The organism is Streptococcus sp. SCPM-O-B-15277 (M60), assembly GCF_058200335.1.
This window is the reverse complement of the sequence record NZ_JBYQGR010000001.1, coordinates 250,521-263,971: the sequence shown is the minus strand read 5'-3', so window position 1 is coordinate 263,971 and position 13,451 is coordinate 250,521. Positions and strand designations below refer to the sequence as shown.

Here is a 13,451-nt window from a genome sequence, read left to right as displayed (position 1 = left end):
TATTGTACCTATCTATAGTTCATCTGCAATTTTATTAATCTTTCTCAGTCGATGATTGACACCACTTTTTGTGAGTGGATTTGTCAAACTGTCTGCCAATTGTTGGATAGAGTAGTCCGGATGTTGAATGCGCAAATGCGCTACTTCCTGCAAATCTGCTGGAAGATTATCCAAGCCAATTCTATCTTTGATTTTACTGATATTGTTGATAGTTTTCATACTCGCAGAAACCGTACGAGCGATATTTGCTGTCTCTGCATTATTAGCACGATTGAGATCATTCCGAGTTTCTCGAAGAATCTTGACGCCTTCAAAAGTATCTCTCGCCTCCATGGCTCCCACTAGAATCAGAAAATCCATAATATCTTCAGCTCGCTGAAGATAGGTCACTGCGCCTTTTTTTCGTTCGATAACCTTTGCATCTAGCAAGAACTGCTGCAAGAGCGAAGCAATCCCTTGGGCGTGGTCTAGATAAACAGAACTTATTTCTAACTGATACTTGCCTGACTCAGGATCCCGAATACTCCCATTTGCTAAAAATGCACCACAGAGATAGGCACGACCTGCTTCCTCATCTCCTAAAATATCTGGATCAATCCCTGTTTCCAAACCAAAGAAAGAGTCCGCCAAACGCAAATCTGCCAGTAATTCTTGGACTCGCTCATCCGTAAATACAGTATAGACGCGATTTTTCCGTAAATTACTTCTCTGGTGGTGACGAATCTCAGACTTGATGCCGTAAAAGTGCAAGAAAGATTCATAGAGATGACGAGCCAATTTAGCATTTTCTGTAATGACGGACAAGGTCAAACCAGAGCTCGATAAACCAATACTACCAGACATCTTGATAATAGCTGACAATTCATGACGACTCAGGTGATGCTGACTTAAAATTTCTTCTTTTACTGCTACTGTAAAACTCATTTTCTCACCTGTATGATCCGCATGAGCTCATCTACGATCAAATCACCATCGTGAAAGGCTCCCCCATTTTCCAAGCGTAGAAAGTTGGATGAAATGACACGTGGGACTTGCTTACGCAAACCTTCAAAATCATGCTCAACCTGCACCAAATACTCATCAAAACGGTTGGTATCCATATAGTCCCTCGGAACCTTTTCGATATTAACAAGGACAGTATCGATAAATGGACGTCCCAAATGACGATGCAAGACTGCTACATGATCACTATCTGAGAAATGCTCCGTTTCTCCACGCTGGGTCATGATGTTACAGACATAGGCAACCTCTGCCTTAGTCTCTAGAAGAGCCTGTCCAATTTCTTCAATAACAATATTTGGTAAGATGGATGTAAAGAGTGAACCTGGACCCAAGACAATCATATCACTCTCAAGAATGGTATTGACAACACGACGGCTAGCCTGTGGCTTTTCATCATCCAGAGTGTTTGTCACATAGACATGGTCAATCATTCCTGGATGATCAGCGATGTGACTTTCCCCAGCTACTTCTGATCCATCTTTGAAAACCGCATGGAGTGTCAAAGGATGGTCACTTGATGGGAAAATTTTGCCTGTCGTATGGAAAAATTTACTCAGTAATTGCATGGCATTGTAGGTTGAACCCTGCATTTCAGAAAGTCCTGCTATGATAATGTTTCCTAATGGATGACCGGCAAAAGCACCTGCATCCTCAGAAAAACGGTATTGAAAGACTTTTTCATAGAATTTTGGCATATCTGACATGGCCACAAGGACATTACGCAAATCACCTGGTGGTGTTAACTGTTGAATGTTTTTACGAAGTTCACCCGAAGAACCGCCATCATCAGCAACGGTTACAATGGCTGCGATGTCTACATCCTTTTCCCGTAGACTATTTAAAATAACAGGGATTCCGGTTCCTCCACCAATCACCGTAATTTTTGGTTTTCTCATGAACGGTTTACCGTTTCCTTTCTTCGATCTTTATCACGATGACTTTCATTTACAGGCCAATTTTTAGATAAATCATTTGCTAATCGCTTGGCAAAAGCAACGCTTCGGTGTTGACCACCTGTACAACCCACTGCAATGGTTAAAACAGACTTACCTTCTTTTTTATAACCTGGTAGAATTGGTTCAATCAAGGCTAACAAATGACGATAAAAATCTTCAGATTCCTTATGATTCATGACATAGTCATAAACTGCCTGGTCTTCACCTGTCTGGTTACGAAGTTCTGGCAGATAATAAGGGTTTGGCAAGAAACGAACATCAAATACTAAATCGGCATCAATTGGAATTCCATATTTAAATCCAAAGGACATGACCTCAATACGGAAAGATTGCGTTTGTTCTTGGTCTGAAAACTGTTCTGCAATTGTCTTTCGAAGTTCACGTGGAGTTAACTCTGTCGTGTCTACCACGTTTTGACTCATATTTTTCAAAGGCGCCAAGAGTTCGCGTTCCAGCTTAATCCCGTCCAAGATACGACCATCTGCTGCAAGAGGGTGACTTCTTCTAGTTTCCTTATAACGTGCCACTAATTCCTTATCTGCTGCATCCAAAAAGAGAATCTTGAAATCCAAATCATCTTGATTTTCCAATTCATCTAAGACAGCCTGAATCTCTGAGAAGAAAGAACGACTACGCATATCCACCACTAGAGCTAACTTGTGGTCATCGTCCTTGGTCTCGACCAACTGCAAAAACTTTGGCAAGAGAGCAGGTGGCATATTATCAATGGTAAAATATCCTAAATCTTCAAAGGACTGAATGGCTACAGTTTTTCCTGCACCACTCATCCCTGTCACAATCACCAGGTGAAGTTGTTTCTTTGTCATCATAGTCTCCTTATATCAAAAGAAGTTTGGAAGAACCAAACTTCTACTAGCTTATCCAATCTCTGCGATGACTTCAATTTCGACTTTTACATCGCGAGGAAGACGAGCTACTTCCACAGCTGAACGAGCTGGAAATTCCTTGTTAAAGGCTGTTTGGTATACCTCGTTAAAAGGTACAAAGTCGTTCATATCACTCAAGAAACAAGTTGTTTTAACAACATGGTCAAAATCTGTTCCTGCTTCTGCTAAAATAGCTCCAATATTTTTCAAGACTTGTTCAGTCTGTTCTTGGATTGTTTTTCCTATGATTTCTCCAGTTTCAGGAGATAGTGGAACTTGACCGCTAGCGAACAAAAGGTTGCCAACGATTTTTCCTTGAACGTAAGGTCCGATTGCCTTTGGAGCTTTATCTGTATGAATTGTTTTTGCCATATGTATTCCTCACAATTTACCTAAAATAGCATTCCAAGCTTGGTCCATTCCTGCTTTTGTTACGGATGAAAAGAGGATAAAATCATCACTTGGATCAAAGTTTAATTTCTTTTTAATAGCTGATTCGTGCTTGTTCCATTTCCCACGCGGAATCTTGTCGGCCTTGGTCGCCACAATGATGACAGGAATTTCGTAATATTTAAGAAATTCGTACATCTGCACATCATCTGCCGTCGGATCATGGCGAAGGTCAACGAGACTAACAACCGCTCGAAGATTTTCTCGAGTGGTCAAGTACTCCTCAATCATACGTCCCCATTTTTCGCGTTCCTTTTTGGAAACACGGGCATAACCATAACCAGGCACATCCACAAAACGCATCTTATCATCAATGTTAAAGAAATTGAGTAGTTGTGTTTTTCCTGGTTTTCCAGAGGTACGAGCTAGATTTTTACGATTGAGCATGGTATTGATAAAACTTGATTTCCCAACATTTGAGCGCCCTGCAAGAGCAATCTCAGGAAGTTCATCTTGCGGATAGTGGGACTTGTTGGCTGCACTCAGCAAAATCTCAGCATTGTGTGTATTGATTTCCATAGTCACCTCTAGGCTGTCTCTAGAATTGGCTTAGCCGTTCCGTCAACCGCTTCTTTTGTGATACGAACTGTTTTCACATTTTCTTGACTTGGAACCTCAAACATAACGTCTAGCATGGTTTCTTCGATAATTGAGCGAAGACCACGCGCACCCGTTTTACGTTCGATGGCTTTGTTTGCAATTTCTTGGAGAGCTTCGTCGTCAAATTCAAGCTCCACATCATCATAAGAAAGCAAGGTCTGGTATTGTTTAACCAAAGCATTTCTTGGTTCCTTCAAGATGCGAACCAAATCATCTACAGTCAACTGCTCCAAGGCTGCAAAGACAGGCAAGCGTCCAATCAACTCAGGAATAATACCGAATTTTTGAATATCTTCTGCGATGATTTCTTGCATGTAAGAACTATTTTCGTCAATAGCCTTGTTGTTTTGTCCGAAACCAATCACTTTTTCACCCAGACGCTGTTTGACAATCTCTTCGATGCCATCGAAGGCACCACCCACGATAAAGAGGATATTTTTTGTATCCACTTGAATCATTTCTTGTTGTGGATGTTTGCGTCCACCTTGTGGTGGTACGCTGGCTACAGTTCCTTCGATAATTTTGAGGAGGGCTTGTTGTACCCCTTCACCAGAAACATCACGTGTGATAGACACGTTCTCGCTCTTCTTGGCAATTTTGTCAATCTCATCTACATAGATTATTCCACGTTCTGCACGTTCGATGTTAAAGTCAGCTGCCTGCAAGAGTTTGAGGAGAATATTTTCCACGTCCTCACCAACATAACCAGCCTCAGTAAGAGCTGTTGCATCTGCAATGGCAAAAGGTACATTCAAACTTCTAGCAAGTGTTTGAGCAAGGAAAGTCTTCCCTGAACCAGTTGGGCCAATCATCAAAATATTTGATTTTTGCAAATCCACATCTTCTGACTCTTCACGAGTGTCATGGAAATTGATGCGTTTGTAGTGGTTATATACAGCTACTGCCAAGGCACGTTTGGCACGATCTTGACCAATCACATAGTGGTTCAAGATGTTTAAGAGTTCGATTGGTTTTGGTACTTCAGATAAGTCTGCTAGGACTTCCTCTGCCAACTCCTCACGAATGATTTCCTGGGCTAACTCCACACACTCATTACAGATAAAAGCGTTGTTCCCAGCGATTATTTTTTTAACTTCTTCTTGGCTTTTGCCACAAAATGAGCAATAAACCATCATATCATTTTTCCTATTTGTAGGCATGATTCCCTTCCGTTCTAATTATTCATTCTCTCTAAAATAAGGTCATATAAAAAGCATGAATGCTATTCACCAAGTTTGTAAAGGCATTAAGCCAAAGTAGAGTAGCAAGTCCAAAGCGCTTTTTACGAAAAGCGTGTGTTCCAGCTACAAAACAGACAGCACACAAAAGAGCTGTAAAAAATCCAAAAATACTACGCTCCATTAGACTTCCTTTCTCTTTCTATATTCGATGGTAAAATCATAGGCATTTTTCTCATCTCTAGTATAAGATTTGCTTGCAACAGTCTCAAAAACAGTCAAGTCAAAATCTTCCGGGAAAAAAGTATCCCCTTCAACTTGAGCATGGATTTGTGTCACAATAATTTCATCGAGATAAGGTTCAAAAAGCTGAAAAATCTGCTTACCCCCAATGATATAGAGATTTTTATCCTGGTTATGGTACCAGTCTAAAACATCCTCAACATTTTGGAAAACCAGAGCACCCTCAATTGACTCTTCAACATTACGCGTCAAAATCAGAGTCTCACGTCCTGGAAGCAAACGTCGTCCCATTCCATCAAAGGTGACACGTCCCATCAAGATGGCATGATTCAAGGTTGTTTCTTTAAAATGTTTTAACTCTGCTGGCAAATGCCATGGTAAGCGATCCTCTTTTCCGATTACACCCTTTTCATCTTGGGCCCAGATGGCTACGATTTTCATTGTCATGCTTTCATCCTTTTTATTGATAGTTCTATTTTATCAAAAATCTTGAAAAAAGACTGTTTTGGAATGCCCCCCGAAATAGAAAAAATCCGTAGAAACTTTCTACGGATTTTTAGAAAAATTCAGTATCTTACAAACCAGGTGCTTGTCCTAATTCTGCTGCAAGCATCCAGACAGTTTTTTCAAGGTCTGCCTTAGCACCAACGAAGATATCATTGGTTACATCATCACCTTCCTCATCAGTTACATCCAATGCTTTTTGGAAGAGTGTGATGAGGTAACGATAGATAGATAGAACACGCTCTAAACTTTCTTCTACGTTACGGAATTCTCCAACTTCTTCTTCGATTTCACTGTGTTGAAGGAATTCTGTCAAAGTAGAGTAAGGTTTGCCACCAAGAGTGATCAAGCGTTCGCTGATTTCATCAAGGTAACCATCAAGGCTATCCATATATTCATCCATCTTAGGATGCCATACCATAAAACCACGTCCACGCATGTACCAGTGTACTTGATGAAGAGCGATATGCGCTACATACAAGTCTGCTACGGCTTGATTCAAGACTTCTTTCGTTTTTACTAGCGTTTCAGGAGCTGTCTTAGATAATGTTGTTACGTCTTTTAATGCATCTTTTTTCAATTCTACCATTTTTCTCACCTCATAATATTATTTTTGCAACCATATTTATTGATTACTATCTCAGTATACTACACCTAGTAGACAAAAGCAAGAAAATTAACCCATATTAAAAAAGTTGTAATAGACTGATAATTTAAGAAAATGAGCAGATATCTTTTTAGTTATTTTCAGTATCTTTCCGAGAGAATTGGCTTTGATAAAGGTCATAATAGAAACCTTTTGAAGCTAAGAGACTTTCATGATTTCCTTGTTCGATAATCTGTCCATCTTTCAGCACCAAAATCTTGTCCGCTTCCTGAATAGTAGAAAGGCGATGGGCGATAACAAAGCTTGTTCTCCCATTCATCAAACGCTTCATCGCTTTTTGAATCAAGAGTTCTAGACGCGTATCGACTGATGAGGTCGCTTCGTCAAGGATTAGAATTTTTGGATCAGCCAAGAGTGCACGCGCGATAGTCAAAAGTTGCTTCTGACCAAGAGAAATATTACTTGACTCTTGGTTCATCTCCATGTTGTAACCACCAGGAAGGGTGCGGATAAAGTGGTCAACATTGGCAGCTTTAGCAGCTTCAACGATTTCTTCATCTGTTGCCTCAAGATTCCCAAAGCGAAGATTTTCCTTGATACTGCCTTCATAGAGCCAGGCGTCTTGTAATACCATCCCAAACTGACGACGGTAGTCCTGACGAGACAAGTCTCGAATATCTTGACCATCGACTAAAATGGCACCCGCTGTTACATCATAAAAACGCATGAGCAGGTTAATTAAGGTTGTTTTACCGGCTCCAGTTGGTCCTACAATAGCTACCATCTCTCCAGGTTCAACATCTAGGTTAAAATTGCGAATCAATGGTTTGTTTTCCACATATTGGAAATCAACATTCTTGAAGCTAACCTGACCTGTCAATGGTGCCAGTTCTTTCACTTTAGCAGTTTGAACTTCTTCCTGTTCATCCAAAACTTCAAAGACACGGTCAAGCGAAGACTTAGCACTTTGCATTTGTCCTGCTAATTGAGTGATATTTTGGATCGGTTGACTAACCTGCCACACATACTGAACGAAAGCCTGCATATTACCAATGGTTAAGCGGCCTGCAATAACCTGCAATCCACCTAAAACAGCTACAATTAAGTAAGTTAAATCCGATACAATATGAAGGGCAGGCATCATAAATCCTGAAATAAAGCTAGCCTTGAATCCGACCTGTTGCAATTCATCCGTAATCTTTTCAAATCTCTCTTGAGAGTTTTCTTCACGTCCGAAAAGTTTAAGAACATTGAAACCAGTCAAGCTTTCCTGTACAAACCCATTCATTTGTCCCAGAATGGCTGCTTGCTGTTTAAAGTATGGTTGCGAACGATTCAGAATTGTTTTAGCCCCAAAATAGGTCACTGGAATTGACAAGATAACAATGATAGCCAACTGAAGATTTAGATAGAGGACCATTCCCATAACAAAAAGAATGGTAAAGACTGCATTGACAATCTGTAGGAAGGATTGTTGAAGAGCGTTAGAAACAGTTTCAACGTCACTGGTAAAACGACCTAGCAAATCCCCAAACTGGTGCTTGTCAAAGTAGGACACAGGAATGCGATTGATTTTTTCGCTCATTTCATTTCGCAAATCCTGTATCATAGACTGCACCGCATTGGTCATAAAGTAGTTTGAATAATATGACCCCAACTCATAGAGAAGACCACGCAAGAGATAAATCACTAGAATTACTGCGATATAGCTGGTATTGATACCCGCTCCTGCAACACCATTTGCCATGGCAAGGAGGTTGCTGGTTAACTCAGTGATAGCAAGCCCCAATACGAATGGCTCGATAACACTCATAATGACGCTGACTATTTTCAAGAAGACTGCAAAGAAAACAGAAAAACGGTAGGCTTTCAAATAGCTCCATAGACGAGCTAGACTAGATTGTTGTTTCATCCTTTACCTCCTATTCTTCTGTCAGAGACGCATTTTTCAACTGCGACTCAGCAATTTCTCGATAAATGTCATTGGTCTGCATCAATTCTTCATGACGGCCACGACCAACGATTTCACCCTTATCAAGGACGATAATCTGGTCCGCATCCATAATGGTTCCAACACGTTGCGCAACAATCAATACCGTAGCATCTTGCGTCACTTCCTTGAGACGACGTCGTAAGATTGCATCTGTACGATAGTCCAAGGCTGAGAAGGAATCATCAAAGATGTAGATATCTGGACCCTTGATAACCGCTCGTGCAATCGACAAACGTTGTTTCTGACCACCTGATAGGTTGCTTCCCCCTTCAGCCAGATGCGTCGCAAAACCTTCTTCTCGACTTTCGATAAAGTCTTTGGCTTGGGCTACATCAGCTGCTTGGTGCAAGTCCTCATGACTGGCGTCCTCTTTTCCGTAACGGAGATTGTCTGCGATAGTCCCTGTAAAGAGCAAGGCTTTTTGTGGAATAAATCCAATCTTTTGACGGAGTGATTTGAGACGGTAATCCCGTACATCAACACCATCGACCTTGATTTTCCCTAGAGTAACATCGTAGAATCGAGGAATCAATTGAACCAGAGTAGACTTACCTGACCCAGTTGAACCGATAAATGCAATGGTTTCTCCCGGTTTAGCAGTAAAGGAAATATTATGCAAAACAGGACTTTCTGTTTCCCCAGGATAGGCAAAGGTCACATTATCAAATTCTAGATATCCATGAGTTTCTGTTTCTTGAATTCCATCCTCATTTGGATCAATGGAAATGGGCATGTCCATGATTTCCTTCAAACGTTCACTGGATACAGCTGTTCTAGGATACATTGTGAAGAGGTTTGACAAGAAGAGGAAGGACAAGAGAGCATGGAAACTATATTCGATGAAGGCTACCAAATCCCCAATCTGCAAACTTCCTTGCTTGAGAGGATCCAAAGCAAACCAAACGATAGCTACAATCATGGCAATAATGATTTGCACAAAAAGTGGTTCCGTCAAACCAGTTAATTTGAACAAGCGATTCGAATTATCCGCATAGATTGCATTTTTCTCTTCGAAACGTTTTTCTTGGAAGTCTTCACGAGCAAAGGCACGAATCACTCGTAGACCCATCAAATTTTCACGAACATACTGGTTAATCTTGTCCAGTGTTTTCTGTTGCTTTTCAGATAAGGGACGCGTTTTAACCGCCACATAAATGACTACAACAGCTAGAAAAGGAACGGAAAAAGCGACAATCCAGGCCAGTGAGGGACTCGTCAAGAAAATCATGAGAATACTCGACAGCATCATCATGGGAGTGATGACACCCAACTTAAGCGTCTGTTCTGCAAACTGCATGAGGACAAAGGCATCACTCGTAATACGAGTAACTAGTGAAGATACACCGATTTGTTCATATTCGTGATGAGAATACTCTTGTAATTTAGCATAAACATCATTTCGCATGTCCTTAACCATATTAGTGGTCAATTTACTAGCCGCATAAGATAGCACAATCCGTCCAAATGTTCCCAGGACAATAATAACCAGCATGATGATGGCCCAAAAATAGAGCTTGTCCTTGTCGCCTTGGTTGATTCCTTGGTCAATCATGCGAGCCAGAACAGTTGGTAGACCTAGATTGACAATGACAAAGAAAATAGCTCCGAAGAAGTCTAAAACTAGCCATTTGGGATAACGTTTGAGATAAGACCAAATATAAAGCATAATTCTCCTTTCTTTTTCTTCTAATACTCTTCGAAAATCTCTTCAAACCACGTCAGCTTCACCTTGCCGTACTCAAGTACAGCCTGCGGCTAGCTTCCTAGTTTGCTCTTTGATTTTCATTGAGTATAAAATGCAGAAAAGAGCGTGCTTTCGCACGCCATTTTAATAAAAAGAAGACAGGCAGCCAAAACCTCAAGAGAGGGAACTGTCTGTCTGTCTCAGATATTTGAGGCTTATTTTACAAAGTCAAGCAATGCCAAGAAGCTTTCTGGATCAAGTGATGCACCACCAACAAGAGCTCCGTCAACATCTGGACAAGCCATGTATTCTGCAACGTTTTCAGGTTTAACTGAACCACCGTATTGAACACGTACTTTGTCAGCTACTTCTTGACCGAAGTCAGCTGCTACAACGTCACGAACAACTTTACACATTTTTTGTGCGTCGTCTTGTGAAGCTGATTTACCAGTACCGATAGCCCAGATTGGTTCGTATGCAATAACTGTTGAAGCTACTTGTTCTGCAGTCAATCCTGCAAGAGCAGCTGAAACTTGAGCACCTACGAATTCAGCAGCTTTACCTGCTTCGTATGTTTCAAGGCTTTCACCACAACAGATAATTGGAAGCATACCGTTTGCAAAGATTGCTTTAGCTTTTTTATTGATGTCTTCATCAGTTTCGTGGAAGTAGTCACGACGTTCTGAGTGACCGATAACAACGTAGTCAGTACCGATTTCTTTCAAAACTTGTGGGCTAGTTTCACCAGTGAAAGCACCAGCATTTTCAAAGTAGCAGTTTTGAGCAGCAACTTTAAGGTTTGAACCTTTAGCAGCAGCAAGAACAGTTGTCAAATCAAGAGCTGGAGCTGCGATACCTGCTTCAACAAGGTCAGATGAAGGAAGTTTTGATGCTACAGCTTCAACAAATGCTTTTGCTTCTTCTGGGTTTTTGTTCATTTTCCAGTTACCAGCGATAAATGGTTTACGTGACATTTTACATACCTCTTTTTTCATTTTATTTTCTACTTATTTTATCATAAATATAGGGAGCTTGCAAATCTTACTCTGCAACTAGAAGTCTTATTTTCAAATACTTTCCAGTCGTCATTTCTATTTAGAAGCTGGTTTTCTCCGGGTTAATTTAACCACTGCTTCTGTCCTAGCCGTATGCGGAAACATATCAACTGATTGGATATAGTGTAGGTCATAGACCTCTACCAAACGGACTAAATCACGCGCCAATGTAGATACATTGCAGGAAACATAGACCATCTTTTCAGGAGCGTATTTAACAATGGTATCCAAGAGCTTGTCGTCTAAACCAGTACGCGGCGGGTCCACAATCAAGGCATCGGCACGATAGCCTTCCTTGTACCAACGAGGAATTATTTCTTCAGCAGTTCCAGCCTCATAGTGAGTATTGGTATAACCCATACGCTTAGCATTTTCTTTAGCATCCTCAATGGCTTCCGGAATAATATCCATCCCTCTCAGACTTTTAACTTTTTTGGCAAAGGCAAAGCCAATAGTACCAACACCACAATAGGCATCAATCAGATGGTCATTCTCATTTACGTCCAAGGCCTTAACGGCTTCACTATAGAGGATTTCAGTCTGTTCAGGATTGAGCTGGTAAAAAGCTCGAGGTGAAAGAGAAAATTCATAGTCTAATACACCCTCACGAATACTATCCTGTCCCCAAATAATCTCTGTCTTGTCCCCATAAATCTCACTAGTTTTGGCAGTATTGGTATTAACAGCCACAGTTACCACTTCAGGATAATCCTTGACTAGGTCTTTCACAAATTGAGTCAGATTCAATTGACGATTGGTCACAATAATAATCTGGACTTGACCAGTTTTTCGTGCTCGACGAACCATGATAGTTCGAACTCCAAGAATTTTCCGTTCATCCGTAATCGGAATTTGATGGTAGGTCAAGAGCTCTGCTATGCGATTGGCAATAGTTTGCGTCTCCTTGTCTTGAACCAGGCAGTCTTTTAATTCAACTAGATAATGCGAATTTTGAGCATATAAACCTGCCTTAACTTGCCCTTTGAACTTTCGAGTTTGAAATTGTAGTTTAGCCCGATAATACTTTGGTTTCTGCATGCCAATAGTTGGTCTAATCTCAAAGTTTTCATAGCCAGCAGGGGCAAATTTCTTTAGAGCTTGATGGAGAAGATCTGTCTTGAACTCTAGCTGCTTGTCATAATGTAGGTGCATGATCTGACAGCCACCACACTCATTATAAATAGTACAGTCTGGAACCACTCGAAACTTAGATTTTTTATTGACCTCAAGCAGTTTAGCCTCAACGTAGTTACGCTTAACGGAAGTCACCTGACAATAGATATCTTCACCCTTGAGGGCGCCTGGAACAAAAACAAGGGTTTTCTGGTAAAATCCGATACCTTCCCCGTTAATCCCCATACGCTTAATTTTTAATGGAATTTTTTGTTTGACTTTTAAATTCATACCCCTATCTTATCACAAAATGCGCTATAATAGAAACATGAAAATCACAAAACTAGAAAAGAAAAAACGACTTTATCTGCTAGAACTTGATAGCGACCAAACCTGCTACATTACAGAGGATACCATTGTTCGCTTTCTGTTGACCAAGGATAAGGAAATTAGTCCCGAAGAGTTTACAGAGATTCAGACCTTCGCACAATTTTCCTACGGAAAAAACCTAGCCCTCTACCACTTATCTTTCAAGGCGCGTACCGAAAAGGAAGTCCGAGATTATCTAATCAAACATGAAATTGATGAAAAAATCATCCCCCAAGTCATCCAGTCTCTAAAGGATGATAACTGGATCAATGACCGTCAGTATGCCTATGCTATTATCAACTCCAATCAGCTATCTAGTGACAAGGGAAGCTATATGTTGATACAGAAAATCTCTCAAAAGGGTGTTGCCAAATCCATTATCCAAGAAGTCTTACAAGAATTTGATCTGACAGAAGTCGCTGAGCGTACGACTGAAAAACTATTGAAAAAATACCAGGGAAAATTACCTGCTCGCGCTCTACAAGATAAGATAATCCAAAATCTTACCAACAAAGGGTTTTCCTACTCGGAAGCTAAAACAGCCTTTGACCAACTGGATATCCAGATAGAAGAGGAAACCGTTCAGGAACTAATTTTTAAAGAGTTGGATAAGCAATATCGGAAATATTCACGAAAGTATGAAGGTTACGAACTCAAACAGCGTTTGACCCAAGTTTTAGCACGAAAAGGTTATGATTTTTCGGATATAACCAGCGCTCTCAGAGAATATCTTTAATTTTTTCATGAAAAACTAAGAACTTTAAACAAAAATGTGATACAATAGTAAACGATAAACTTATAAATTGTAGA

14 protein-coding genes are annotated in these 13,451 nt (G+C 40.5%); 1 reads left to right on the top strand and 13 read right to left on the bottom strand.

Features of this window, described 5'->3' with window-relative positions:
- Positions 1–12: 12 nt before the first annotated feature.
- The 13 genes from whiA to rlmD all read right to left on the bottom strand — a co-directional run bounded on the left by whiA (position 13) and on the right by rlmD (position 12,563).
- Positions 13–924: a DNA-binding protein WhiA gene (gene whiA / locus AC3E9F_RS01360; protein ID WP_247912696.1), complete on the bottom strand. Its 912-nt coding sequence runs from the start codon at positions 922–924 to the stop codon at positions 13–15.
- The gene (locus AC3E9F_RS01355; RefSeq protein WP_263393913.1) at positions 921–1,898 is read right to left on the bottom strand and encodes a YvcK family protein; all 978 of its coding nucleotides are present in this window, start codon (positions 1,896–1,898) and stop codon (positions 921–923) included. Before AC3E9F_RS01355 ends, whiA begins: the two co-directional genes overlap by 4 nt.
- Positions 1,895–2,785: an RNase adapter RapZ gene (gene rapZ, locus AC3E9F_RS01350; protein ID WP_263393914.1), complete on the bottom strand. Its 891-nt coding sequence runs from the start codon at positions 2,783–2,785 to the stop codon at positions 1,895–1,897. The genes AC3E9F_RS01355 and rapZ overlap by 4 nt, the downstream gene beginning before the upstream one ends.
- Before the next feature lie 51 nt (positions 2,786–2,836).
- Complete coding sequence (locus AC3E9F_RS01345) at positions 2,837–3,217, bottom strand: RidA family protein (protein ID WP_263393915.1); 381 nt, start codon at positions 3,215–3,217, stop codon at positions 2,837–2,839.
- Positions 3,218–3,226: 9 nt separating this feature from the next.
- Entirely contained in the window at positions 3,227–3,814 is a 588-nt protein-coding gene (yihA, locus tag AC3E9F_RS01340) for a ribosome biogenesis GTP-binding protein YihA/YsxC (RefSeq protein ID WP_263393916.1), read from the bottom strand.
- An 8-nt stretch (positions 3,815–3,822) separates the two neighbouring features.
- Positions 3,823–5,055: an ATP-dependent Clp protease ATP-binding subunit ClpX gene (gene clpX / locus AC3E9F_RS01335; protein WP_006145154.1), complete on the bottom strand. Its 1,233-nt coding sequence runs from the start codon at positions 5,053–5,055 to the stop codon at positions 3,823–3,825.
- Positions 5,056–5,086: 31 nt separating this feature from the next.
- Positions 5,087–5,257, bottom strand: coding sequence for a hypothetical protein (locus AC3E9F_RS01330; protein WP_000442253.1), 171 nt, complete (start codon positions 5,255–5,257; stop codon positions 5,087–5,089).
- On the bottom strand, positions 5,257–5,763 hold the full coding sequence (locus tag AC3E9F_RS01325; RefSeq protein WP_235083886.1) for a dihydrofolate reductase: 507 nt from the start codon (positions 5,761–5,763) through the stop codon (positions 5,257–5,259). Before AC3E9F_RS01325 ends, AC3E9F_RS01330 begins: the two co-directional genes overlap by 1 nt.
- A 127-nt stretch (positions 5,764–5,890) precedes the next feature.
- Positions 5,891–6,409, bottom strand: a complete 519-nt coding sequence (locus AC3E9F_RS01320) for a Dps family protein (RefSeq protein ID WP_235083885.1) — start codon at positions 6,407–6,409, stop codon at positions 5,891–5,893.
- Between the two features lie 148 nt (positions 6,410–6,557).
- The gene (locus AC3E9F_RS01315; RefSeq protein WP_490672702.1) at positions 6,558–8,339 is read right to left on the bottom strand and encodes an ABC transporter ATP-binding protein; all 1,782 of its coding nucleotides are present in this window, start codon (positions 8,337–8,339) and stop codon (positions 6,558–6,560) included.
- 10 nt (positions 8,340–8,349) lie between these two features.
- Positions 8,350–10,086, bottom strand: a complete 1,737-nt coding sequence (locus AC3E9F_RS01310) for an ABC transporter ATP-binding protein (RefSeq protein WP_490672701.1) — start codon at positions 10,084–10,086, stop codon at positions 8,350–8,352.
- 233 nt (positions 10,087–10,319) lie between these two features.
- A complete protein-coding gene (gene tpiA, locus AC3E9F_RS01305) occupies positions 10,320–11,078 on the bottom strand; it encodes a triose-phosphate isomerase (RefSeq protein WP_045763546.1) in 759 nt (252 codons plus the stop codon).
- Between the two features lie 117 nt (positions 11,079–11,195).
- Positions 11,196–12,563 (bottom strand): 23S rRNA (uracil(1939)-C(5))-methyltransferase RlmD, encoded by a 1,368-nt coding sequence (gene rlmD, locus AC3E9F_RS01300; protein WP_263393919.1) that lies wholly within the window; start codon positions 12,561–12,563, stop codon positions 11,196–11,198.
- A gap of 37 nt (positions 12,564–12,600) precedes the next feature.
- Between rlmD and recX the strand changes: the two genes are divergently transcribed.
- Positions 12,601–13,377: a recombination regulator RecX gene (gene recX / locus AC3E9F_RS01295; protein WP_490672700.1), complete on the top strand. Its 777-nt coding sequence runs from the start codon at positions 12,601–12,603 to the stop codon at positions 13,375–13,377.
- Positions 13,378–13,451 lie beyond the last annotated feature (74 nt).

Excerpts from the sequence above, each read along its gene's own strand:
- whiA (WP_247912696.1), bottom strand. The coding sequence starts at position 924 with ATGAGTTTTACAGTAGCAGTAAAAGAAGAAATTTTAAGTCAGCATCAC.
- AC3E9F_RS01355 (WP_263393913.1), bottom strand. The coding sequence starts at position 1,898 with ATGAGAAAACCAAAAATTACGGTGATTGGTGGAGGAACCGGAATCCCT.
- rapZ (WP_263393914.1), bottom strand. The coding sequence starts at position 2,785 with ATGACAAAGAAACAACTTCACCTGGTGATTGTGACAGGGATGAGTGGT.
- AC3E9F_RS01345 (WP_263393915.1), bottom strand. The coding sequence starts at position 3,217 with ATGGCAAAAACAATTCATACAGATAAAGCTCCAAAGGCAATCGGACCT.
- yihA (WP_263393916.1), bottom strand. The coding sequence starts at position 3,814 with ATGGAAATCAATACACACAATGCTGAGATTTTGCTGAGTGCAGCCAAC.
- clpX (WP_006145154.1), bottom strand. The coding sequence starts at position 5,055 with ATGCCTACAAATAGGAAAAATGATATGATGGTTTATTGCTCATTTTGT.
- AC3E9F_RS01330 (WP_000442253.1), bottom strand. The coding sequence starts at position 5,257 with ATGGAGCGTAGTATTTTTGGATTTTTTACAGCTCTTTTGTGTGCTGTC.
- AC3E9F_RS01325 (WP_235083886.1), bottom strand. The coding sequence starts at position 5,763 with ATGACAATGAAAATCGTAGCCATCTGGGCCCAAGATGAAAAGGGTGTA.
- AC3E9F_RS01320 (WP_235083885.1), bottom strand. The coding sequence starts at position 6,409 with ATGGTAGAATTGAAAAAAGATGCATTAAAAGACGTAACAACATTATCT.
- AC3E9F_RS01315 (WP_490672702.1), bottom strand. The coding sequence starts at position 8,339 with ATGAAACAACAATCTAGTCTAGCTCGTCTATGGAGCTATTTGAAAGCC.
- AC3E9F_RS01310 (WP_490672701.1), bottom strand. The coding sequence starts at position 10,086 with ATGCTTTATATTTGGTCTTATCTCAAACGTTATCCCAAATGGCTAGTT.
- tpiA (WP_045763546.1), bottom strand. The coding sequence starts at position 11,078 with ATGTCACGTAAACCATTTATCGCTGGTAACTGGAAAATGAACAAAAAC.
- rlmD (WP_263393919.1), bottom strand. The coding sequence starts at position 12,563 with ATGAATTTAAAAGTCAAACAAAAAATTCCATTAAAAATTAAGCGTATG.
- recX (WP_490672700.1), top strand. The coding sequence starts at position 12,601 with ATGAAAATCACAAAACTAGAAAAGAAAAAACGACTTTATCTGCTAGAA.